19 protein-coding genes and 1 riboswitch are annotated in these 25,068 nt (G+C 38.0%); of the genes, 12 read left to right on the forward strand and 7 right to left on the reverse strand.

The window, feature by feature from the left end:
* From G466_RS24045 to G466_RS0120895, 5 genes are all read right to left on the reverse strand, one after another.
* The coding region (locus G466_RS24045) for a hypothetical protein (protein WP_157373859.1) at positions 1-219 on the reverse strand (219 nt) is incomplete at its 3' end.
* Between the two features lie 679 nt (positions 220-898).
* Entirely contained in the window at positions 899-1,189 is a 291-nt protein-coding gene (locus G466_RS0120880; RefSeq protein ID WP_026815361.1) for a Trm112 family protein, read from the reverse strand.
* Between the two features lies 1 nt (position 1,190).
* Positions 1,191-1,820 (reverse strand): thiamine phosphate synthase, encoded by a 630-nt coding sequence (locus G466_RS0120885; RefSeq protein WP_026815362.1) that lies wholly within the window; start codon positions 1,818-1,820, stop codon positions 1,191-1,193.
* A 2-nt stretch (positions 1,821-1,822) separates the two neighbouring features.
* Positions 1,823-2,875, reverse strand: coding sequence for an AIR synthase-related protein (locus tag G466_RS0120890; RefSeq protein ID WP_026815363.1), 1,053 nt, complete (start codon positions 2,873-2,875; stop codon positions 1,823-1,825).
* Positions 2,876-2,877: 2 nt separating this feature from the next.
* Positions 2,878-3,594: a class I SAM-dependent methyltransferase gene (locus tag G466_RS0120895; RefSeq protein WP_026815364.1), complete on the reverse strand. Its 717-nt coding sequence runs from the start codon at positions 3,592-3,594 to the stop codon at positions 2,878-2,880.
* A 68-nt stretch (positions 3,595-3,662) separates the two neighbouring features.
* A riboswitch (TPP riboswitch) is annotated at positions 3,663-3,760 on the reverse strand.
* A gap of 533 nt (positions 3,761-4,293) precedes the next feature.
* Here G466_RS0120895 and G466_RS0120900 point away from each other — a divergent pair.
* The 6 genes from G466_RS0120900 to G466_RS0120930 all read left to right on the forward strand — a co-directional run bounded on the left by G466_RS0120900 (position 4,294) and on the right by G466_RS0120930 (position 13,261).
* On the forward strand, positions 4,294-4,956 hold the full coding sequence (locus G466_RS0120900) for a hypothetical protein (RefSeq protein WP_026815365.1): 663 nt from the start codon (positions 4,294-4,296) through the stop codon (positions 4,954-4,956).
* 583 nt (positions 4,957-5,539) lie between these two features.
* Positions 5,540-7,234 carry a biosynthetic-type acetolactate synthase large subunit gene (gene ilvB / locus G466_RS0120905; protein ID WP_026815366.1) on the forward strand — a complete coding sequence of 565 codons (1,695 nt, stop codon included), beginning with the start codon at positions 5,540-5,542 and terminating at the stop codon, positions 7,232-7,234.
* Positions 7,235-7,240: 6 nt separating this feature from the next.
* Positions 7,241-7,753, forward strand: a complete 513-nt coding sequence (ilvN, locus tag G466_RS0120910; RefSeq protein WP_026815367.1) for an acetolactate synthase small subunit — start codon at positions 7,241-7,243, stop codon at positions 7,751-7,753.
* A 592-nt stretch (positions 7,754-8,345) separates the two neighbouring features.
* On the forward strand, positions 8,346-8,696 hold the full coding sequence (locus G466_RS0120915; RefSeq protein ID WP_026815368.1) for a hypothetical protein: 351 nt from the start codon (positions 8,346-8,348) through the stop codon (positions 8,694-8,696).
* A gap of 358 nt (positions 8,697-9,054) precedes the next feature.
* Positions 9,055-10,326: an alpha/beta hydrolase gene (locus G466_RS0120920; protein WP_026815369.1), complete on the forward strand. Its 1,272-nt coding sequence runs from the start codon at positions 9,055-9,057 to the stop codon at positions 10,324-10,326.
* A gap of 664 nt (positions 10,327-10,990) precedes the next feature.
* Positions 10,991-13,261, forward strand: coding sequence for a carbohydrate binding family 9 domain-containing protein (locus G466_RS0120930; protein WP_051315820.1), 2,271 nt, complete (start codon positions 10,991-10,993; stop codon positions 13,259-13,261).
* Positions 13,262-13,434: 173 nt separating this feature from the next.
* Here G466_RS0120930 and G466_RS0120935 read toward each other — a convergent pair whose 3' ends face one another.
* Together G466_RS0120935 and G466_RS0120940 are read right to left on the reverse strand one after the other, a co-directional pair.
* A complete protein-coding gene (locus G466_RS0120935; protein WP_026815372.1) occupies positions 13,435-13,851 on the reverse strand; it encodes a hypothetical protein in 417 nt (138 codons plus the stop codon).
* An 801-nt stretch (positions 13,852-14,652) separates the two neighbouring features.
* Entirely contained in the window at positions 14,653-15,156 is a 504-nt protein-coding gene (locus G466_RS0120940) for a DUF6557 family protein (protein WP_026815373.1), read from the reverse strand.
* Positions 15,157-15,692: 536 nt separating this feature from the next.
* Here G466_RS0120940 and G466_RS0120950 point away from each other — a divergent pair.
* The 6 genes from G466_RS0120950 to G466_RS24050 all read left to right on the forward strand — a co-directional run bounded on the left by G466_RS0120950 (position 15,693) and on the right by G466_RS24050 (position 25,066).
* A complete protein-coding gene (locus G466_RS0120950; protein ID WP_026815374.1) occupies positions 15,693-17,261 on the forward strand; it encodes a type I restriction-modification system subunit M in 1,569 nt (522 codons plus the stop codon).
* Entirely contained in the window at positions 17,261-18,676 is a 1,416-nt protein-coding gene (locus G466_RS0120955; protein ID WP_026815375.1) for a restriction endonuclease subunit S, read from the forward strand. The genes G466_RS0120950 and G466_RS0120955 overlap by 1 nt, the downstream gene beginning before the upstream one ends.
* 207 nt (positions 18,677-18,883) lie before the next feature.
* The gene (locus G466_RS0120960; RefSeq protein WP_034236345.1) at positions 18,884-19,186 is read left to right on the forward strand and encodes a GIY-YIG nuclease family protein; all 303 of its coding nucleotides are present in this window, start codon (positions 18,884-18,886) and stop codon (positions 19,184-19,186) included.
* A 173-nt stretch (positions 19,187-19,359) separates the two neighbouring features.
* Positions 19,360-22,260, forward strand: a complete 2,901-nt coding sequence (locus tag G466_RS0120965; protein ID WP_026815377.1) for a type I restriction endonuclease subunit R — start codon at positions 19,360-19,362, stop codon at positions 22,258-22,260.
* Between the two features lie 150 nt (positions 22,261-22,410).
* The gene (locus G466_RS24345) at positions 22,411-24,816 is read left to right on the forward strand and encodes an McrB family protein (RefSeq protein WP_051315821.1); all 2,406 of its coding nucleotides are present in this window, start codon (positions 22,411-22,413) and stop codon (positions 24,814-24,816) included.
* Positions 24,809-25,066, forward strand: coding sequence for a hypothetical protein (locus tag G466_RS24050; protein ID WP_051315822.1), 258 nt, complete (start codon positions 24,809-24,811; stop codon positions 25,064-25,066). Before G466_RS24345 ends, G466_RS24050 begins: the two co-directional genes overlap by 8 nt.
* The last annotated feature ends 2 nt before the right edge of the window (positions 25,067-25,068 follow it).

The following is a 25,068-nucleotide window of genomic DNA, read 5'->3' on the forward strand; positions in this document are numbered from 1 at the left end:
CATAAGGGCAAGTTTGCCCTTGGCGCAGAAGATGCACCTTGGGCCCTTTTTGGCTTCCTTCAGACCAAGGGCCGCTACCAGTTCGTCCCAAGGGATGGCGATATAGATCTTGCCAAGATCGCTTTCGAGAAACCGGGCGTAAAACGCATCGAACTCTTCGGTCTGGGAGGAAAATGTAAAACTGTGCTGGAAATCGTGGATTCTTCGTATCTTGGACATAGACATTAAGATAAAAACCCCGTTTTTTGAGCTAGAGACTCGTTTTCGGGGTTTTATTATATCTAAATATACGAATTAAATACCTGATAAACAAGCAGTTGCGTCAATTCTGAATGCGCCTCAAAAAATATATAAAACTTTATAACAAAAAAATAAAAAATCTCCAACCTATTTATATAAGTTGGAGATTTTTGTTTTAGGAAACTGCAGTATGTAACTATCTGTAATTTTCAACACCTAATAAGTGTCTCTATTACACCTCCATATCATTTAGCCCAATACGTAAACCACATAATCCACATGGCATAAAATAGTAAGGGACAAAAAAATGCATTTAAAAAGAACACGGTTGCCCACACCTTTTTTATGAAATAAAACAGCAACCCTATTAGTAAGTTAATGCCAAATAGAATTGGAACAACCATGAAGTGGTTTATTGAATCTTTAACTTCTGGTTGCGACCAATAAAACCAAAGGCCAATAAAAACGATATCGACTATTACAATTCCTAAAGTCAATATCTGGCTCTTTTTCATGATTTCACATTTCGAATCTGCTCTTATATCCCTCTAACTTCTATCTTGAGGATTTTAGCGATGGTGGAATCACCACGCTTTAATCCTATTAAGATAGTTAAATAATGAGTCCCCTACACTAGATAGAAAGCAATTTTCACTTCCTATACCTTTTCGATTGCTATCACTTTCCCTTCAACAATCTTAAATTCCTCCCCTTTATCTTCCAATAGTTTTTCCCATTTTTCCAACATAGGTTGTTCCCGTTCAAAATCGCGGTATTCGTCCGGACTCATAATAGGGATTCCAGTGACTATGGGGTAAACACGATTGCATTCCCCACAAGAAAGTAGGCCCTCTAAAATATTATCTTGTTCGTCTTTTGTAATAATTCGTAACGTTAAATCTGCCTTATCAAAAGGGCAACACAATTTTTCTATAGTTTCTATTCTCATTTTATTTGTTTAATTTTTTACGATATTCGTTTATGGCCTCATCGGGATGCGCTGCATTCATAATTCCAGATATCACGGCAACCCCATGATAATTTAGACCATCTAATTGATTGATATTTTCGGGAGCAATCCCCCCTGCTAAAAAGAGGGGTTTATCAAAGATTTGCGCTGCCTTTTTCACGGTTTCCTGGGTCACTATTTCACAATCTATCGCACTAGGGGAGGGGAACATGGAGCAGAAAGAGATATAATCCAACTGGTTTTCGGATGCCCATTTAACATGGTCTAAATTATTTCCGCAGGTAAGTCCAATAAGAACCTCTTTATTGATTTCCTTTTTAATCTCCTCTAGCTTAGTTGGAATTTCATCAAAATGAATTCCGTCTAAATCTATGGTTTTTAAAAATTCCCATCGGTTATTGATAAAAACTGGAGTGTGATGATTTGCACATAGCGTGCAAATTTTCTGTACAAGTCCCTCTACGTTCGTTACGTTTTTAAAATTGTCCCAAATCTGAACAGCTGCAATTCCCTTTTCCAGGCTTATTTGTAGTTTGCTTAATACTGTTACCTCTTCCATAGAAGGGTCGATGACCAAATAAATACCTGCTTTAATAGATTTTTTATTCATAATTATTTCCAGTCTTGTTGCAATGCTTTGAAAAAAGCCCCCCAATAAGGATCCTTTTCATTATAAATTAGATCAGATTGGTTTCCTTTTTCCATGAGCGTTATCCCCTTATTCTTTTCTGTAATTTCTCCAACTTCGGTGCAAGGGATATTATTGGCTTCAAATTGAGCTAAGATTTTAGTTTTCGATTCTTTTTTACAAGTGATTACCATGGCGCCAGCGCCTATAGAATAACGGGGGTCAATAGAGAACACCTCACATATTCTAGATTGCGTTTCTCCAGCGGGTAGTTTATCGTTATAAACTATAGCCCCGTTACCAGAGGCTACGGCCAATTCATAAATAGCACCTAGCACCCCACCTTCCGTAACATCGTGCATGGCAGTAACACCATTGTTCCTTCTATCACCTACAGCGGTTAGCGCATCTTTCATAACCGAGATATCATAAAAGGACTCACAGGCCAAATTATAATGCTCGGTACCCACTTTGTTCTTTACCGTTTTAGGAAAGCTCATAGCCAAAATAGCGGCAGAAGAAATAGCGCAGCATTTACTGACTAAGATAACATCGCCAACTGATGCCAACTTCGTTGTGAGTAGTTCATTTTGTTTCGCAATAGTCGTAAAAGTAGCTCCGCCGGCAATGGTAGAGTTATTTCCTTCTACAAACCCCGTATGTCCGCCTGTAATTGCTATCCCTAGGTCTGAACAAAATTGATGGATATAATCCCAATACACTTCAAAATCTTTTTGGGAGAAAGTAGCCGGAAGGTTTAAAACAAACTGACCGTACATAGGGGAAAATCCTGTAGTAGCTATATCATTGGCTGCCAGCTGTACAGATAACCAGGCCGATTCCTTTAATCCAAGGGACGGGATAAGCGATAGGGGGTCACTGGCCATGGCCATGGCCATCCCATTGGGCAAACTTACTATAGAAACATCTACCCCAAATTGAGGTCCGGCAATCACCTCCTGTCTATGCTTTCCGCACTTGTACTCAATAAACTGCCTGAAATCGGTATGTGTAATTTTTCCTGTTTGTACTTTCATAACTAGTCATTAAACTTTACGTACAGCGCAAAAAAGTCGCCTATAGGTACATTCCATTTTTGTACCGGAAACCATTTTGGGAGTCCTGTTGTGGTCCATTCAATGGTATAATCCCTTCCTTCCAAAGCTTTATCAATAGTTTTTATTAAGGTTTTGGGCGTATAAAAGGTAGCAGTCACATAAAACTCGTTCTTTCCAAAAAGCTGTTGTGTTCTGCGCCTAATTAGTTTAGGGGTATTCCGGTTCATCATCCCCATAATAATTCCATGCCTTCCCACTCGGGCTGCTTCACGGATTACTTTTACCGGGTCTTTATAATATTCAAAGGTGGTAATAAAGGCCAGGGCATCAAACGTATTGTCTTTAAAGGGAAGGTGGTGGGAGTCTGCCATTACCAAATCCCCATCAAAACGATGTAAGGCCTGGGAGAGCATAAAGGGAGAAATATCGCCTCCAGTGGCTTTAATTCCAATATCTTTCCACCAACGTGTAAATCGGGTAGTGCCACATCCAAATTCAAGTAAGGTTTTTACGCGAGTATCTTTGGAGATAAGTTGCTCCAAAATCTTTTTCTGCCAAACTTCGGCACGTTTATAGGGCCCCTCATAATATTCCTCATAGGTATCTGTATATTTCCTATTAAAGAACCATTCTGATCTTCCTTGCCAGGTCTGCGTCTTTTCGGGTACAAGTTGTTGATTGACTTTTTCTATTTCCATTGGTATAATTCTTTTAAAAATTAAAAACCATCCTTAGGGAGCCAACAGGATGGTGCAATGGAAACGTACGTATCCTATGTATGCATCCCTACGTTGGCATTATCCAAATCAGGTTTTTGGGTTTGTTCTCAGTCCTGAATTTTTCAGAACACCCCACGCATTTCAATACTGGCACAAGTTACCCAATTATTTTGAACTAGCAGTTTTATTCCTGCTAGGAGGGGTTTTATCATTACATTTTCAATAGAACTATACTTCTAATTGGGGAATTTAGATGACGTTTATAATTGAGAAAAAGAAATTCAATTAAAAAAGCACCCAAAACTGAGTGCTTTAATTGGATAATTGGAATTAGGACTAATGAATGATGTAGATTTATGATTTGCTTATTATTTTAAACCCTCGGTTAAACAAGTCGCTGGTTCTTTTTTGGGAAGATCCATTCTCTTTAAAAATTAATCCCTAAGGAAGAATAGAGGGCAGATAGTCATTGTTTTACTCAAATGGTTTATTTGATACTAGGTTAGCTAGGTTCACTCCCCTATATATTACTATCCATACGTTATGGCTTCGTCTTCGGTAATGGATTAAATCCAGTAAATTTATAAATTTGGGTTTTTATGTAACCAAAAAATAGGAATCTGAATAAACGTTAGGTTTTTCTATAGTACTAACCTATTACACTAAGGAATAAAAAAGATGATTAATGAACTTTTTGAATTTTATAAGAAGGAATTGACCTTTTCTTCCCTAGTAACTAAGGATAATAGGAAAATTTCCAATTTAATTCTTTTTGTGGGAGGCATCCTACTTATCACTTTTTGGTATTTATTTATTACTCACAATCAATTCTTATGGACGGTTGGCGGGATACTAGTTGTTGTTATTTCGTTCTACCTTCTAATCTATTTAAATGGAAAAACGGTTAAAAATAAATTTCCTGAGATGTATATTTCTACGTTTAAATGGAGCTCCAATAAATTTAATGACTTGTTTTTAGAGAAGTTAGGAGAGAAAATAAAAAATGAATCGGAACTAAATTTAGATTTAATTCAAAAACAGATTAAGGAAAAAGAAAATAAGGAAAAAACATCCTCAGTAATTATTTTCACCCTATTCGGGGCCTTATTTATTCCGTTGTGGAGTACTTATATTGCTGCGTTGATGGATACTTATAAGGAGAATTCACAAATAATGACGTTCAATTTTTTATCAATAACTTTTTTAATATTCATAATATCCTTCTTTGGTTATATGTTTTTAGATATTAGGGATAATTTACTATCGGATTTCCAAAAATGGAACAAGCTGAATAACCTTATCACTGAATATAGGATTAGAAAAAACCGAAGTGAAACGTAAATTTTGGCAATGGCGTAGTGCACATTTGCATTATTCTTGATAAAAATGGCCTTTTTATTGAATTTATGAGCAAAAAATGCCGCTGTTTGTTTTTAGAAATACATGTTTTATAACAAGTTATCACCTAAATGGATATTACTTTAGTCTCATATGTTAAAGTAAATTCAGTTATTCACCCATTTAATTGCGAATACTATTTTTTTACGCAGAATATTTATCGAATCATTTTTTTGTCTAGATTTGCATGGTATTAGAAAAACGATGAAAAACACCGCTATTATTCTTTCAATTATTATTGCAATTGTGATGAACACATCTGCAGAGGGAATGCTATAGCCATATTTTATAAAAATATTAAAAAGCCTCCCGAGAAATCAGGAGGCTTTTTTATTAATAGCAAGAAATGAAAATACACACCAATATTATCACCATCATTATTTGCCGACCAGGGTGAGATAGGTTGGTATTATACAATTCCTAGCCTTTTTCATCCTACTGAGAAAGGTTTTTTCATTCAAACTATTAGAAAGTAATTCAATCACCCCAGGGGGTAACGGAAAAATTAAAATTAAAAGAACAAGAAATGAACTCAACAAAAACCACAGGAGCGCAAGCGGTAATGAAGTCCCTAGTAGCTGAGGGGGTAGATACTATATTTGGATACCCTGGAGGAGCTATCATGCCCATCTATGATGCTTTGTATGATTATGTGAGTACGGTAAACCATGTTTTAGTACGTCATGAGCAAGGTGCTATTCACGCCGCTCAGGGCTACGCTAGAACCTCTAAGAAAACAGGGGTGGTATTTGCCACCTCAGGACCGGGAGCAACCAATTTAATAACCGGCATGGCAGATGCCTTAATCGATTCTACCCCCTTGGTATGTATTACTGGGCAAGTGGCATCCCATCTATTGGGTACCGACGCTTTCCAGGAAACCGATGTGGTAGGGATTTCCATGCCTATAACCAAGTGGAACTGTCAGGTTACCAAAGCAGAAGACATTCCTGCTGCTATAGCAAAAGCGTTTTATATAGCACAATCTGGTAGGCCTGGACCGGTATTGATCGATATTACCAAGGATGCGCAATTTGAGGAAATGGAGTTTCAGTATGAGAAATGTACCCACATCCGCAGTTACCGAGGGAGACCAAGGATAAATAAATCGGACTTGGAAGAAGCTGCATCCCTAATCAATAATGCCCAAAAACCGTTTTTATTAATAGGCCAGGGAATTATGTTATCCAATGCGGAAAAGCAACTAGTGGAATTTGTTGAAAAATCTGGAATCCCAGTAGCATCTACCTTGTTAGGGTTAGGCGCATTTCCTAATGACCATCCACAATATGTAGGATTCTTAGGAATGCACGGCGATTATGCACCCAATATAAAAACCAACGAATGCGATGTGCTTATTGCCATTGGGATGCGTTTTGATGATAGGGTTACCGGGGATGTCTCCAGGTATGCCACACAAGCCAAAGTGGTGCATGTTGATATTGATGCGGCCGAATTAAATAAAATTATCCCTGCTGATGTTGGGGTACATGCCGATGCTATGGAAGCTTTGACCTTATTATTGGATCTGGTACAGGAAAAACAACATACTGCCTGGTTGCAAGAATTTAAAGATGCTAAAAAAGTTGAAGTGGAAACCTTGGCAGAAAACGCAAAGGAATTGCATTCCGAAGAATTGAAGATGGACGAAGTGATTAGAATGCTTTCAGAAATCACGAATGGGGAGGCAGTTGTGGTTACCGATGTGGGGCAACACCAGATGATGGCTGCGCGCTATTATCAATACAACAAAACAAAAAGTAATGTTACCTCTGGTGGCTTGGGAACTATGGGATTTGCCCTTCCCGCTGCTATAGGCGCAAAATTTGGAGCTCCAGATAAACCCGTGGTTGCAATCATTGGTGATGGCGGATTTCAGATGACGCTGCAAGAATTGGGAACCATACTACAAAGTGAAGTAGATATAAAAATCATCATTTTAAATAACCGTTTCCTAGGGATGGTACGCCAATGGCAACAGATGTTCTTTGAGAAACGCTATTCCTTTACCAATATGGTAAGTCCAGATTTTGTAGCGCTGGCCAAATCCTATAGTATTGAAGCTTCAAAAGTAGAAGCAAGGGCAGATTTAAAAGAAATCTTATTAGAAATGCTAGATCATAAAGGGGCGTATTTATTAGAAGTTATGGTGGCAAAAGAGGAAAATGTGTTCCCCATGATACCAACCGGAGCATCCGTATCAGAAGTACGTTTAAACTAATAGAAAATGGAAAAAACATATACAGTATCGGTCTTTACAGAAAATAGTATCGGGATGATGAATCGCGTTACTATCATATTTACGCGCAGGCATTTGAATATAGATAGTATCACGGCCTCAGAATCGGAAGTTAAAGGGGTATTTAGATATACCATTGTTTTAAGAACAACTAGAGATCAGGTAGATAAGGTAGTTAAGCAATTAGAAAAGGTAATTGATGTCTTAAAGGCCTTTGTCCACGAAGAATCCGAAATAGTACATCAAGAAATTGCCATGTACAAGATGAGAACGGAATCTTTGACCAATGGGGATGTAGAAAAGGTGATCCGGAAACATCACGCCAGAATCCTTACCGTGGATCCCACTTTTATGGTCATTGAAAAAACAGGTCACGTAGAAGAAACCCAATTGCTTTTGGAAAATTTACAACCCTATGGAGTGCTAGAGTTTGTACGCTCTGGACGAGTAGCTATAACAAAACCAATGAAGGAATTAAGGTCCTATATAGAGGAGTTATAAAAGGGATTTAAGGAGCCAAACCAGAGAAGGGATAAGATTAATGGTAATTGATGAATAGGATGATCACTATAGGATAGGGCATTTAACTTTAGAACGATTAAAGTTAAATTAATCGAAAATCAATATTTTCGATTAACAACCTATAAACTCGATTCTTAGCAAAATCAAAACGCATTATCCAAGATTATTAGCCGTATGTCCAGTATGTTCAAGTGGTGTTCTAATGAAGGATATATTTGATATATGGTCCTAAGGATGTATTTTAAAAATAAATTAAAAGGACGGGATAAGGTTTATTAGGCAGCTTTTTGAAACCTTAGTAACCTGTTCTTAAAATTGATTTGAATCATAATTTTAGTTATTACAGCACGCTTAATTATGGTATAATGGGTACCTTTATTACTAGTCGGAGTACCGAATTCAACATGAATAGTGTCGCTCTTTCAAAAAATTCTTGAAAATATAATTTTTGCAAATTATTGATTTATAATTGTGTAGGAAGATATCGTAAGAAAGTTCTGATTATTGCTTCTGAGAAGTGTTGTTTTTTAGTAGAAATATTTATTTTTAGTCATTAAAAGAAGTAAAAGATATGGTTGAGCCAGGTACTATTAATATTAATGACGGGAGTACTACTACCCCTTTAATAAGTGAACTCCCTTCTTGTTCATTTTCAGGGAATCCCGCTGATTTCTACATTGGTCTTTCTGGTAAATTAGAAGGGGATCAGGTTCGTATCGTTGGAGCAATTAGTGCTCAATTTGTTGAAACCGCTATATTAAAAGTAATGGGGCAGGGGGTAAACGATATCCATTGGCCAGTTATTTTGGATTTAAACAACCATATAGTCTACCATTCTTATCAAGCTCACACCAAAGGACTTTCTGCGGTATTGGGTTGGAAGCAATTGCAGCTAATCAATACTGAAACTACCACAGCCTAAAAGGGTGGTGCAACGTTGACATTGGGTTGATTTATACGCTAAATCAGCACAGTGTTTTTGGATTGTATCTTGATGTTTTGATTATCAAGGTCAATTCATAACCATTATTTTTTTACATTTATAATACTTCCCCTCCAGGATACACCGCAAAATTATTATTCTAGTTCTCCCTTATAATTAAGCTTAGACAGAAAAGTGGTAAGTGTTTTATCGTTGTTTAGAAATAGCACCCTCACAACTGTCAGTTACAGCTTAAATTTTAAGCAGTGTATTGATGTGTATTTGTTTGCAATTAGTTCAAATTAATTACAACCAAAATAGAGTTATAGTAATTATTAGTGACAGCTAAAACATGATCATGAGAATCTTATTAATTTCCGTTATTGCTTTAACTCTGTGGAATTGTGAAGCTAAAAAAACACCACATGCCCCACCATCGGACAATCAAATTGTAATAGGTGTTATAGACAGTATTTATTCAGATAATTTACAAGAACAACAGAAATTTTGGGTACATGTCCCTAATAATCTGGGTCAGTCAAAAACAACTTATACCAAATATCCAGTATTGTACTTGTTAGATGGAGAAGCACATTTTTATTCGTTGACCGGAATGGTGAACCAATTAAGCGCTGTAAATGGAAATGACCTTTTACCTGAAATGATAGTAGTCGGGATAACTAATAACGATAGGATGCGCGATTTGTCACCAACGCATGTGGCCGAGGTATTTGGAGATAGTATATCCTCTAAAACTTCTGGAGGTGGCAAAAACTTTCTGACTTTCATTGAAAAAGAACTGATACCCCATATTGAGGAAAAATATCCTGCATCTAGTTATAGAACTTTTGTGGGGCATTCTCTAGGTGGATTAATCGTTATCGATGCTTTAGTCGATCGACCAGAAATATTTAGCAATTACGTCGCCATTGACCCCAGTTTATGGTGGGATAATCAAGAGCTTTTAGAAAAGTATCAAGACGTTATTTCAAATACAACATATTCGAATAAGGCCTTATATGTTGGAGTAGCAAATACGATGGAAGAGGAAATGTCTATTGAAGATGTTGTAAAAGATACTACCGAAACCACTGTACATATAAGATCAATTTTAAAGTTTGTTAATGCTGCCGACTCTTTACAAGCCAATGGTTTGCATTTTAAATGGAAATATTACGAAAACGATACCCATGGTAGTGTACCGTTGATAGCGGAATATGACGCGATCAGATTTCTTTTCCCTTGGTATTCATTTAAGGGGGCCGATCAGTTTTTAAAACCAAACTCTAATCTATCTATTGAAGAAATGATAAGCATGATTGATGTCCATTATAAGTTGGTTTCTTCTCATTTTGGATATGAATCACTACCCGCAGAGTCATTTATTAATTCACTGGGATATGGCTTTATGAGGAACAACCACCTAGATAAAGCGAATACTTTTTTTAAGATGAACATACAGAATTACCCTAATAGTTCTAATGTATATGATTCAATGGGTGATTTTTATTTAGCACAGCATGACTCCATTAAAGCCTTGGAATTTTTTAATAAGGCTTTAGAGGTAGGTGAAAATGACTATTCGCAAGTCAAGATTGATAGGCTAAATGAGAATTTGAAAATTAAATAGCAGTATTAAAAAAGGTATTTGAAAGAGGAGGATGGGGTTAAAGGAATAACGTAAGTGTGTTTACTCAATTATTCTGTTTAACATTCTTGTAGTTAACGATTTACAGGTGTTGTATTCTGCTTTGTTTTTCTTAAAAGTTAGCCTCGATTTGTGCGCACATGTCTATTTTATTACTATTCCGTACAAACTTGAACGCGGCGTTAAAAACGCATAAGTTATCATTTTTCTTGAAGTATTAAATAGTGTCCTAAATCTCCACGAAAGGGATGCCTTCATTATAGAAGGTGATTGTTATTTCCATATCAACTTCGTTAACATAAACGCATTCATAACTCTGTATTGAACCGGAGGTGACTTCTAATTTTTCAGGTAATAGCTCAGTTGGCAATGCATCCAAATTTTATGATATTTAAGTTTAGGGTGGATATTCATTTTTCTTTATCCAAATATTCTCCATCATCTACTTATTTAACTGATTGGCATGGGATTACTTCGGTCCTAATCTTTTGTTTTTTATCTTTAATAGCATAAGTTGCTTAGGATTTGTAATTCCTATTAAAATGGGTGCAATAGGTAATAGGGCACCAAAGAGGGAGAGTCGCGCCGGCATTAAAGTGTTGCGCCAGAAAATAATTTGCTTTCAAAATGGAAATGATAAAATCAAATGCGATATAAAACACCTGATTTAGAGCAGCACTTTATTGAAAATCTGATAAGTGCCATTTTTCTAATCCACATCTACTTTCTTCCTCTGCTAGTATTTGGGCAGGACAATGATCCTGAAAACGATTCAAAGGAAATTAAGGCGTATTCCATTAATGGTAGGGAGCTTCTTATGGATGGGATAGTAGATGAAGCGTTTTGGATGGCTATTCCGGCCCAAGACAGTTTTCTTATGCAAGAACCTATGGAGGGTGGTATGCCAACTGAGCAAACACAAGTACGAATCGCCTATGATAGTCAACATCTTTATATCGCTGTGATTTGTTTTGATAGTGATCCGTCTGGTATAAAGGCTTTTCAAAAGAAACGGGATGCCTCCCTAGAGACCGACGATCGTTTTAGATTGATCTTAGACACCTTCATGGACAAGCGAAGTGCCTATTTCTTTGAGATCAACCCATTGGGATTACGAGGAGATGGACTCATTTCTTCGGGCCAAGGTCAAACGCTCAACATGGACTGGGATGGGATATGGAAAGCGTGGACCTATGTGGGCGATTTTGGTTGGTCGGCAGAAATCAGGATCCCCTTTAGTAGCATAAATTTTGATACAAAAAGGGAGGTATGGGGGATTAATTTTCAAAGAACCATACGGCGCAAAAATGAAGAACTACTATGGACGGGGAATCGACGAAACCAGGGGTTGTTACGCCCACAGAATGCCGGTATTCTTACGGGCCTCGTAAACCCTTCTCAAGGAGTAGGATTGGAGGTTATTCCTTATGCCATTGCCCAGTCTAGCAAGGAAAATGATGTGGAGAACCAGGAGTCCGTCAGTAATACGACGGCCGATGTAGGGTTCGATATCAATTATAATATTACCTCACAATTGAAAGCCTCTATTACCTACAATACCGATTTTGCTCAGGCAGAGGTGGACAGCCGACAAATAAACCTGACCCGTTTTCCGTTGCGTTTTCCCGAAAAAAGGGATTTTTTTCTGGAGGGATCTTCCATTTTGCAATTTGCACCCTCTAGTGGGGTAGACCCTTATTTTAGTCGCAGGATCGGACTAGTGAACGGGATGCGTATCCCTATAACCTATGGTGGCCGACTCGTAGGAAATGTGGGCAAGAATAACATAGCCCTAATCCACGTGCGTACAGGAAAAAAGGGGGAGCTTAATCCGGAAAATTTTACAGTAGCTAGGTATAGGCGCAATTTTTGGAAGGAGAGTTCCATTGGTGTGTTGTATACCCATAGAAGTACCGAAGACGACCTATTGTTGGGTACCCCCGTCCAAGATAGAAAGACCTGGGGAGCCGATCTAAACTTAAGTACTTCAGCGCTTTTTAGTAGTAAAACACTCCAATTCTCAGCCTTTTTTATTGGGCATAACCCCGCTTCTCCCTTTGATGATACTACTAGTTTATCTGACAGATCGGTGCGGGGATTTCGTTTTAATTTCCCCAACCAACCTTGGTCGGCCTGGGTATCGTACAGGGAGTTTGGAGAAGATTATGATCCCGCGGTAGGGTTTAATCAACGTAACGGATTTAAACGACTACAACCCGCACTAAATTATGCCCCGCTGTTTGAAAAAAGCAAGATTATAAGAGCAATAGAATGGGGTGTTTATTATGAGTATCTCACTTCTTTGGAAAACCAACTCCTCACTGAAAATCTGAGATTTAACTTGGGGTCGATCCGATTTGAATCTGATGATAGAATAGGGATGGAAGTAGCAAGGAACTTCGAATTTCTAGAGGAAGATTTTGATATACTGAACAACGGTTCCGTAATCGTACCCGCCTCCGAGTATGTGAATTGGAGGTATGAGGTAGAGGCCTCCTCCGCCTCTTATCGCAAGGTATCTGGCACCGTAGGATACGAAGCCGGGGAATTTTGGACCGGAAATATTTCCAGTTGGGCATTGGGTGTTACGGTACGTCCAACACCAGGTATTAATCTGAGTAGTGGGTATACGCATACCGAGGTAACTACGATTGATAGCGGGTTTAGCACCAATTTATTCCGAATGGATCTAGGCCTGGATTTTACCCCTGATATTTCGCTTTCCTCCAATATTCAGTTCGATGATGTAAGTGAGCTACTAGGGACCAATACCCGTTTTAGATGGATCATTACACCAGGTACCGATGTGTTTTTGGTGTATAACCACAATTGGCTAAACAATCCAGGAGTTGATAGAAGACTGATTACCACTCAGAAAGGAGCGGCCATGAAGGTCGTGTATACGTATCGTTTTTAGGGGGGTGATATTGAGTGAGGTTTAGAGAAGACTGTCTAATAGACAATCCCCTCCTATCCTACCGACTTCCGGAGCCGTGGCAACGCCATCAGGGCATTAGATTAATTAAATTTATTTATGCGCTTTAGTCGTATCGATGTAGAAGCAGTTAACTTAATTTTTTATGGGAGGGATCATTTTTTAAACTCTTTTCTAATGGTGTTAGTTCTCACCAAATCTGTGATCATCGCATCGATTGCTACCCCTTCCATGGTTTTAAATGTCATTGTCAAATAAAAAATGACATATATTTCATCTTTGCCCACTTTATCCTCATTTGCTAAATCTAAGGGTAGGAAATTGGAAATAATAGTGTTATCCTTTATAAGGCTAGATTGAGAAAGTTTGATGTGATAGCTATCGTCTTTATGTAATAATTGGTCCCCTTTAGAGCCATCATCACCGTAATAATAGAGGTGAGCAATGGGAAGGGTATTTTCTTCATTCCGTATACGCAATAGCTCCCCAGTTAGTTCTATTGTTAAATTAATACTTAAGTCTTCCTTCAACTGTACATTACTGATGTTGCATTGTTCTTTAAGTGTTTTCATGATTTTATATTTAATTGATTTAAATTGATGTCGTTTTCCTGAATTTTTCAGTGTTAAAACTTTGATTTGCATCAAATTAGGTGTCTTCAGGTTTCCGGGGAAGTTTTAAGGGTATTGAGGGGGGAACGGTGGCAGACCATTTATGCATTGGCCACCGAACGCTGCAGGGGAATGGCTTGCGCAAACCAAGAAAAATGAGGTCCAATTGAGCCTCGTGCTGGTTTAATAACGTTTAAATACAGTCTTACGAAGGCGCCTATAACATGCGTATACTGTGGGGGTAACCCGATTTACAATTAAGGCATACTATAAAAACAAGGCCTTTACGGGTAATTAATTCCATTACATACCTGTTTTCTGCGGCTCACTTATTGATTCTCATAAAGATAAAGAATAATCTGGCGCAAAATCCATTCAACTTATTCTAAATGAATACGGTATAGCGAATTAAGGTAACGAAATTTACTTCAAAGGTTTTTAAGCGTACACTTATTTTTAGGAGCCTATTTAGTAAAGTAAAGTTTCAATACGCTGTTAGCTGTTTTGATAGGTGATAAGGGTGGAACTGTTATATTCCTTCATATAAAATAACTGATATTCTTTTTTAACGCTATCAAAAAAAAACTGTTTTGAAGATGATTATAGTAACCATCAACTGTCGGGTTGATTATCATGTTTTGAGGCATTCCTAAACTTATTTTCCTTTAAAGATTTTAGATTTTCGTTTGGGTCAAAATCTTTGGAAATTTCGCTGTCAATTCCTTCTTTAATTTCACTTTTAAATGTACTGAACTTGTTTTCCTATTCTCTCCACTCTTTTAAAATTTCTTCAACAGCGGCATTGATTTTATCCTGTTCCTCCTCAGTTACTGGTTTACGCTCCTTTTTATTCTTCTTAATGCTGTTAATCGAGGCTTGTATATCCTCTTCGGAAAAGCCTACAAAGGCCATTTCATAAAGACAATGGACAATTATGTCTTGTGCAGTAAAAATAGCTAGGCTTTCTTTGCTAACTTCCATCCCCAACCATTGGCGCCATGGTATGAATTCAATTCCCTGCGGGTAGTTTTCTTCTTTCGTATTAGGGTTTTTATGTAGTCCAAAAACATCAACATAATTTTCATCTTCACCGATTACCGATTTTAAACCCAATCCCATATCCGTTTTTTCAGGATCCATCTTTTTCAGTTTTTCGAACACCAATTCATATCCCTTTATATTTTTCTCTGCCTCGGGATAGGTTGTTAAAAATTTGGATGCAATGCTTGCCCAGGTATGGGTTTGTATTAGTTTATTGAAGGTCATTTTGCACTTGTTTTTAAGTGGTTTTGGTGAATTGCCGATTAAAATAAGGTTCGTTGATTTAATAATTGTTTAGTCTATAAATTTTAAAATTTTTTCTGGGTGTTGTAAGTAATAACCTCTAGGTATTATTCTTCTTGTTTTACTCTTTAACCGAACCAGTTCCTTATAGAATGTATTCTCGCTAATCAATGAGGTGCATGCATCACTAGTGTGGTATTCATTGCCTTTCCGATGTAATCAGCTATTTGCACATAATTTTTATTGCTGTTATGAATAAAATAATCTATCGTAATCTGATTAAACCGATGGCCGAATGGGTTTTTCACCAATAGATTTTCAATGCTATTGAGGTTTAAAGCCATATCAATTTTTTTCCTAATAGGGCGACTTTTCTTTTTTCTACATCAACAACTAAGGTATGCCTGTAAAACAGGTTTTTTAAGAAATCATTTTTTATTTACACGCTTTTTAAATCGATAGGAATTTTAGGATAATTGGATATCTTTAAGGTTTAATAAAATTACACCTACCAAATAATGACAGAACAGAAAGCAAAACTGGAGCAACAACTCTGGAACATTGCCAATACCCTACGAGGTAAAATGAATGCCGATGAATTCCGCGATTATATTCTAGGATTCATTTTCTATAAGTACCTCAGTACAAAAATGAACCTGTATGCCAATAAAATATTAAAACCAGACGGACTCACTTTTCAAGAAATAGAAGGACATCCCCAGGAAGCCGAATATATGGCTGCTATTAAAGATGCTGCCCTAGATAGGTTGGGGTATTTCTTAGAGCCGTCACACTTGTTTAGCGAATTGGCAAAAAGAGGTAATGGCGGTGGAAAGCACCAGTTTATTCTGGGAGATTTGGCTAAAGTACTTACTCATATAGAGCAAAGTACTATGGGTTCTGAAAGTGAAGAGGATTTTGGAAACCTGTTTGAAGATTTGGACCTCACCAGTTCCAAGTTGGGAAAATCTGAAAACGATAAAAACGAACTCATCGTAAAAGTCCTTACGCATTTAGATGAGGTAGACTTCGACCTGGAAAACACGGAGAGCGATGTCCTTGGGGACGCCTACGAATATTTAATTGGGCAGTTTGCCAGTGGTGCAGGGAAAAAAGCGGGGGAGTTTTATACCCCGCAACAAGTGTCCAATGTGTTGGCGCAATTGGTAACCGTGGGTAAGGAGCAACTTAGAAATGTGTACGACCCTACCTGTGGCTCTGGCTCGCTATTGTTGCGTGTGGCCAAAGAGGTAAAGAGTGTGGGTGCCTATTACGGACAGGAGATGAATCCTACCACCTATAACTTATGTCGAATGAACATGATTATGCATGATGTGCATTACAAGCGATTCGACATAAAGAATGAGGACACCCTAGAGCGACCACAACATCTAGACTTACGTTTTGAGGCTATTGTTGCCAATCCGCCTTTCTCTGCTAAGTGGAGTGCCAGTCCTTTGTTTATGAGTGACGACCGTTTCTCCGCCTATGGGAAATTGGCCCCCAGTTCTAAGGCCGACTTCGCCTTTGTGCAACATATGGTGCATCAGTTAGATGATAATGGGACTATGGCGGTAGTGTTACCACACGGGGTATTGTTTAGGGGTGCTGCCGAAGGCCATATCCGTAAGTACCTTATAAAAGACCGTAATTATCTGGATGCGGTAATAGGCTTGCCTGCGAATATCTTTTATGGTACCAGCATTCCCACTTGTATTTTAGTGTTAAAAAAGAACAGGTCCCTGAGCGGAGCCGAAGGGAACGTTCTTTTTATAGATGCCAGTCAGCATTTTGAAAAGGTGAAGACCCAGAACATGCTGCGCGAAGAAGACATCAATAAAATAATTGATACTTATAGAGAACGAACCGTGGAGGATAAATACAGCTATGTGGCCTCGCTTAAAGAAATAAAGGAAAACGATTACAACCTAAACATCCCTCGGTATGTAGATACGTTTGAGGAAGAGGACCCAGTGGACCTAACAGCGGTGGCGGCCGAATTAAAAGCCCTGAACAAGGAAATAGCCGACACAGACTCCACCATAGCCGATTTCTGTAAGCAGTTAAACATTGAAACCCCTTTCTAATGGCAGCACAAAACAAACCGTCTTTGCGAGGAGGAACGACGAAGCAAACTGCTGAAACCAAACGGAACGTCGAACCAGGGAAGAAGCAAGCAGTTCAAAAAGAGACGTCTTTGCGAGGGCAGGATGCCAGGAGGAACGACGCAGCAACCAGCTCGAAGCAAACTGTCCAATCCAAACGGAACGCCAAATCAAAAGAACCCCGCATCCCCGCCCTCCGCTTTAAAGAGTTTGAAGGGGAGTGGGAGAAAGTTAAGTTTGGCAAACTTGCCGAATTCAAAAATGGATTAAACTTCGGAAAAGAACAGGAAGGAACCGGGCTAAAAGTTATTGGAGTAGGAGATTTTAAAAATCATATGAGTATATCCTATGATTCGTTGAGTAAAGTTAATATTCCTGAAAGCCATAAAGAAGCTTTTTTGTTAAAAGACAATGATTTACTTTTTGTAAGATCGAATGGAAACAAAGATTTAATTGGTAGAGCTCTATTTTTAAACAAAGTAAAGGAAGAAATTGGATATTCTGGCTTTACAATTAGGGCAAGATTTAATCAAGGGTTGGAGATTCATCCATATTTCTACGCAATTTTCTTTAAATCTGCAGCTCCTAAAAAACAGTTTTTACTGTTAGGAGGTGGTACCAACATTTCTAATCTAAATCAACAAATATTATCTGGGTTAGAAATTCCAAAACCCTCCCTCCCCGAACAACAAAAAATAGCCTCCTTTTTATCTGCGGTAGACAAAAAAATACAGCAGCTCACTAAAAAGAAGGAATTGTTGGAGGACTATAAGAAAGGGGTGATGCAGCAATTGTTTACTGGGAAATTGAGGTTTAAGGATGAGTATGGGAATGAGTTTCCGGATTGGGAGGAGAAACGGTTGGGGGAGGTAATGCAATTGCCTGAAAAAGTGAAGCCAACTAACTTTAACGTCGACAAATTATTAACTGTTAAACTGCACACAAAGGGATTGTTCAAGAATAATAATACTGAAAGTTTAAAATTAGGAGCTACTAACTATTTTGTTAGAAGGAAAGGTCAATTTATTTATGGAAAACAAAATTTATTTAATGGTGCCTTTGGCATAATACCTGATGAATTTGATGGTTTCTATTCATCAGGTGATATTCCATCCATTGATTTTATACCAAAAAAAGTGGTTCCGAATTTTGTCCTTTTTTATCTGAGTCGAAAAAACTACTATTCAAGATTAGAAAATATAGCTAGTGGTTCAGGAAGCAAACGTATTCATGAAAAAACGTTTCTCGAAATTAAAGTTAAATTTCCTAGCCTTGAAGAGCAACAAAAAATAGCCAATTATTTATCGGCCATAGATACTAAAATAGAAGCGGTTAATCAACAAATAGAAAAAACACAGGAGTTTAAAAAGGGGTTGTTGCAAAGAATGTTTGTTTAAAATGAGAGTCTTTGCGAGCCTGCCTACCGTGAGGTAGGCGGAGCGCGGCAAGCTTTTGTCATTGCGAGCGAAACGGAGTGAAGCGTGGCAAGCAGCAAGAATTTGACAGATTGCTTCGGCCTTACGGCCTCGCAATGACCGTAAAAAGGGGGAGATTGCTTCGGCTGATTGCCGCGTCGTTCCTCCTCGCAACCCGCCTCGCAAATTATGAAACCAGGATTTGTATACATACTCGCCAATAAGAACAACACCACCCTGTACGTGGGGGTGACATCTAATTTGCTAAGGCGTATACAGCAACATAAGGAGAAGCACTATAAGAAATCGTTCTCTGCGCGTTACAATGTAGATAAGTTGGTGTACTATGAAGCGTTTCAAGACATAGGAGAAGCCATAGGAAGGGAGAAACAATTAAAAGCAGGGAATAGAGCAAGGAAAGTAGCACTGATAGAGAAGGAGAATCCAGGATGGGATGATCTGTCAGAACAAGCGACAGATTGCTTCGGCTGATTGCTTCGTCGTTCCGACTTGCAACCAGCCTCGCAATTAGTCTTTGCGAGTGGAACGCAGAGAAGCGCGACAAACTGTAAATTAGGAATACGAATTAAAATGATTGCTTCGGCGGATTGCTTCGTTTCACTCGCAATGCCAGCCTCGCAATGACAAAATAAAAACCAATACAAATGACCACCCAACCAGAAGCCATACTAGAACATAACCTAATCCAACAGTTGGTTGGTTTGGGCTATACTTCTGTTAAAGTACAGGACGGAGACGCCTTGCTGTCCAACTTAAAATCGCAGTTAGAAACCTTTAACAAGACTAGCTATACCGATAAGGAGTTTGATGGAATCCTGAACCATTTGGCAAAGGGTAATGTGTTTGAAAAAGCCAAAACCCTAAGGGATCGTTTTAGCTTTATAAAGGAAGATGGGGAGGTGGACTATGTGCAGTTTTTTGATTCGGAAAACTGGAACAACAACCTGTTTCAGGTAACCAACCAGGTGCAACAAACAGGTTCTTATCTAAATCGATATGACGTTACGCTGTTAGTGAACGGCTTACCTCTGGTGCAAATAGAGCTTAAACGCCGCGGACTAGAGATTAAAGAGGCCTTCAATCAGATAAATCGGTATCAACTACATTCTTTTTGGAGCAATCATGGCTTGTTTCAGTACGTTCAATTGTTTGTGATTAGCAATGGCGTAAATACCAAATATTTGGCCAATAACAAACTGCAATCCGTAAAGCAGACTTTCTTTTGGGCAGACAAGACTAATAAGAATATTACAGGGATTACAGAATTTGCGGCCTACTTTTTAAACCCGGACCACTTGGGTAAAATGATAGCACATTATATTGTGCTCAACGAGACCCATAAGATAATGATGGTGCTTCGTCCCTATCAATATTATGCCGCCGAGGCCATTATTCATCAAGTGAAAACAAGCAGGGAAAACGGATATATCTGGCATACTACAGGTTCAGGGAAAACCTTAACGTCCTTTAAGGCAAGTCAGATCCTAATGGATGTACCAGAGGTCTATAAGGTAGTTTTTGTGGTAGACCGTAAGGATTTGGATTATCAAACCATGAAGGAATTCAATGCCTTTAAGGAGGGAAGTGTAGATTCTACGGATAACACCCATAGTTTGGTAAAGCAGTTTCTTGGAAAATTTAAAGATAAAAAAGGGGTGCGAAAAGATTCGGACCTCATCATTACCACCATTCAGAAATTAAACAATGCCATATCTGGCCATTATCGCAATAAACTGGAGCATTTAAAAGAGGAACGCTTCGTCTTTATTTTTGATGAGTGCCACCGGAGTCAGTTTGGGGATACCCACGCCCGTATAACCGAGTTCTTTTCTAATAGTCAGTTATTTGGGTTCACTGGCACCCCCATATTTGCAGAGAATGCCTCTAAAAACGATTTAGGGAAGCGTACAACACGAGATTTGTTTGGTGCCTGCTTGCATAAATATGTCATTACAGATGCCATTAGAGATGAGAATGTATTGAAATTCGGTATTGAATATATAGGGAAATACAGAAATAAGAGTAACACCTTCATAGATATTGAAGTGGAGGATATAGATAGGAAAGAGGTGCTAAATTCCCCTATGCGATTGAATAAAATTGCGGATTACATCATCGCCCACCACGATCAGAAAACATTCAATAAGGACTACTCGGCTCTTTTTGCTGTGAGCAGTATTGACAATGTAATTGCGTATTACGATATTTTTAAACAGAAGAAGGAAGCAGGAGAACATAATCTGCGCATTGCTACCATATTCACCTATGGGGCCAATGAAGATAATGAGGATGCCCAGGATTTTTTACCCGGAGATGAAATGCTCAAAGCAGCAGAACCAGCATTAGCGTATAATAGCAGTCACACAAGGGATAAGTTAGAGAGTTATATTGCCGACTACAATAAAATGTACAATACCAGTTTTACCACCAAGGACAGTCAGCAATTCGAGAATTATTTTAAGGACATCAGTAAGCGATTAAAAGAGCGGGAGAAAGATACCTTTAATGACGAAAAGGACCGATTGGACATTGTGTTGGTGGTTAACATGATGCTTACCGGATTTGATGCAAAAAAGGTAAACACGCTCTATGTAGATAAGAATCTAAGGCAACATGGCTTAATTCAGGCCTTTTCCCGCACCAACAGAACATTAGGGGAGCAGAAGTCGCAAGGGAATATACTGTGCTTCCGCAATCTTAAAAAGGCTACAGACGATGCCATCACCCTGTTCTCTAACAAGGACGCCATAGAGGTAGTCACTATGCCAGATTATGAGGTGATTGCCGAGAAGTTTGAAGAAGCCTTAAAAAACCTACGGGAAATTACCCCCACCTACCAAAGCGTGGACAATTTAATAAGCGAAGACGACGAAGCCGCTTTTGTACAGGCTTTTAGACGACTAATGCGTAATATGAATGTGTTGCAATCTTACACCGATTTTGATTGGGACGATCTGCCGATAGAGGCGCAGGAGTTTGAAGACTATAAGAGTAAGTATTTAGATCTATATGAAAAAGTAAAACGGGATTCTAAAAAACAAAAAGCTTCTATTCTAAACGATATAGATTTTGAATTGGAGCTGATCCACCGAGACCGAATAAATGTGGCCTATATTTTAAAGTTGTTGGCAAAAATGAAGGGTGCCAAAACTACAGAAGCCCAAAACCAGAAAAAAGCGATTATAGATCTGTTGGGAGGTGATGTGATGCTGCGTAGTAAGCGAGAATTGATCGAAAAATTTATAGAGGAAAACTTACCCAAGATAGATGACGTAGATGCCATAGAAGAGGAGTTTGAAGCCTATTGGAAAGATCAGAAGGTATTGGCCTTGGGGAAACTATGTGAAGAGGAAAATTTAGACAAGGCACAATTTAAAGCTTTAATAGATGCCTATATCTACAGCGGCCACGAACCCATAAAAGACGATGTCTTTAAATGCTTGGATAATAGACCCAGTATTTTAAAAGCCAGAGAAATAGGGGAACGCATCCTTTCTAAAATGAAGGAGTATGTCCAGGTCTTTATTGAGGGAATGACGGGGTAGATATGATGATTTTATAAATCTTATTTAGCACCCTTTAATGCTTACTTTTGAAGTAGTTAAAAAATAGTTAGTTAAAATGCTGCTTCCCAAGTGTTAGGAATTAACATCACAATAGATTTCTAAATTTAATATTATAATTGAAGATTAAAGATGAATTTAAAACAAGCATTGCAACCCTACATTAAGAAATATAAAGATCTAATTACAAACTCAGAAAACTATAATGAAATCTATAAGTGGGAAGCAGTGGCAACTTTTCAAAAGCATTGGGATTTAGATGCAGATGATTTAATCCAAATGATGGATAAGGCTTTTGCAGGAAACCTTAATCTATGGACTAGCAGTAATTACTATCCTATTACCATGCTCAAGGGTTTTGTAGGAATTAATCCAGAGAAGGTTCGTAAGGCACTAAAAGACCTTTTGAATGAGAACTTAGAGATAACGGATAGGATTGCCACTTACAGAGGGGTTATGAGCGAGTTGTTAAAAGAGTCAAATTTAAAGACCAATCAAAATAGCAAGCACAATTATCAGGATGGCCGAACCATAAGCTTACTGCTTTCATTCAACACTCCCGCAAAATACTTCCTTTTTAAACACAGTGTTTTAAATAAATTTTGCGCTCAATTTGATATAGACCCTCCAAAACGGGGCGATATTGAAAATCAAATTCTGTTGAATAATGAGCTAAATCTTAGAGTTAAAGAAATTCTTTTGCAGGATAAGGAGTTGTTAAAACTACACGAAAACCGCCTTACTCCAGCCTCTTTTAAGGCCGATGATTATAATATACTAACACAAGACTTTATATATTCTGTGAGCAGCTACTTGAGTGAAAATGAAGATGCGTCCCAATATTGGGGTTTAGGGTTTAACACGGATTACGAGCGACTAGAAAAATTTAAAACTGAAAATTTCTGGCAGGCTATTGACTATAAGCAAGGAGATACCAGCAAAGTAGCTACAAGGACTCGTAAATCGTTTGAACAAATAAAAGTTGGAGATAAGGTCTTGATTAAGGGTTATGGAGGTACCCATCAATTAAAAGTACATTATAAAGGGGAAGTGGTTAACATCGATAAAGACAATGAACGTCTTAATTTAAAGCCTCTTGATGGCGAATTATATCATGGGGAAGCACCTAGAGGAAAGGGAGCTGGACAATGGCAGGAAACTATCGTTACTATAAAGCGAAGAGATGTTATTGACCAACTATTTTATGATAAACACGTTAAAACCAATGCTATGAATACTAAGGCTCCTAAACGTACAAATTCCCTTAATCAAATATTATATGGCCCTCCTGGAACGGGGAAAACATATAAATTAAGAGAAGCTTATTTTAATAGGTTCACACTTAGGGAATCGTCCCTAACCAAAGAGCAGTTTATTTTAAATCAAATAGCAGATTTAACCTGGTGGCAAACGTTTGCAATCGCATTATATGATTCTGGTAAGATTTCAGTAAACCAATTATTAGAGCATGAAGTTGTGAAGGCTAAGGCGAGTCTGTCCAATGCTAAAAATATCAGACCAATTGCATGGAGTAGGATGCAGGCACATACTGTTCCAGAATGTCCTAATGTAAATGTAGCTGATGTAAGTGAGCCTTCACTTTTTTATAAAGAGACAGATTCAGAATGGCGAGTGGTTAATTCTAATATGGAGAGCTTATATCCAGAAGGGATTGAATTATTGGATCAGATAAATAACTTTAAATCAAATGAAGATAAGGTTATTAAGAATTTTGAGTTTGTTACCTTTCATCAATCTTTTGGTTATGAGGATTTTGTAGAGGGTATAAAACCAAAATTAGAAGAAGGGAGCACTACGGTAGATTATGAAATTAAAGATGGTGTCTTTAAGAGACTATGTCAGCGTGCAAAACAGGATCCGCAGAATAACTATGCAATTTTTATTGATGAAATCAATAGAGGTAATGTCTCTGCCATATTTGGTGAACTTATAACCCTTATTGAAGATGATAAAAGAATTGGCAATCCACAAGAATTAAAAGTGAAATTACCTTATTCCAAGACCGAATTTGGAGTGCCATCTAATCTCTATATCATAGGTACTATGAATACCGCAGATAGGAGCGTGGAAGCATTGGATACCGCACTTAGAAGGAGATTTGTTTTTGAGGAAGTGATGCCAAAACCAAATCTATTATCAGAAATAACATTTAAAGGCTTTAATCTAGAACAAGTACTGACCACCATTAATGATAGAATAGAGGTTCTATTGGATAGAGACCATACCATTGGGCATTCGTACTTTATAAAATTGGAGAGTGGGGATACAAAGGGGCTATTAAATGTTTTTAAAAACAACATAATTCCGCTTTTACAAGAGTATTTCTATAATGATTATGAAAAGATTGCTTTGGTATTGGGAAGTGGATTTGTAGAAGAAAAACAGGCGAAGAATAATATCTTTCCAAAATTTGCCAATATAGATGATCCAGAACAGGCTGTTATTTACGAGTTGCGGAACACCATTGATGATGTAGAAGAGGCTGTAGGGCTACTACTAGGCATTTCCAATGAATAAGCGGAAAAATATACTGCAAGTTTTTGAACATAGTACTTTGTACTATGGCCGGGTGTATAATGACATCACCTTTGAAGAAAAACACTTTAATGCCTTGGCGAAGTTGAATCAGCTTCACAACAACGAGTATTTTACCCTACTACATAAAGGCATTAAATTCTCTCAATATGTGGGCGTCATACAGATAGACGGACTTACGATCGAAATTTTACCAAAAATAGACGGTGGCTCTTCTAAAGAAGCCCTTTGACA

This window comes from Arenibacter certesii DSM 19833, assembly GCF_000429545.1.
GTDB classification, from domain to species: Bacteria; Bacteroidota; Bacteroidia; order Flavobacteriales; family Flavobacteriaceae; genus Arenibacter; species Arenibacter certesii.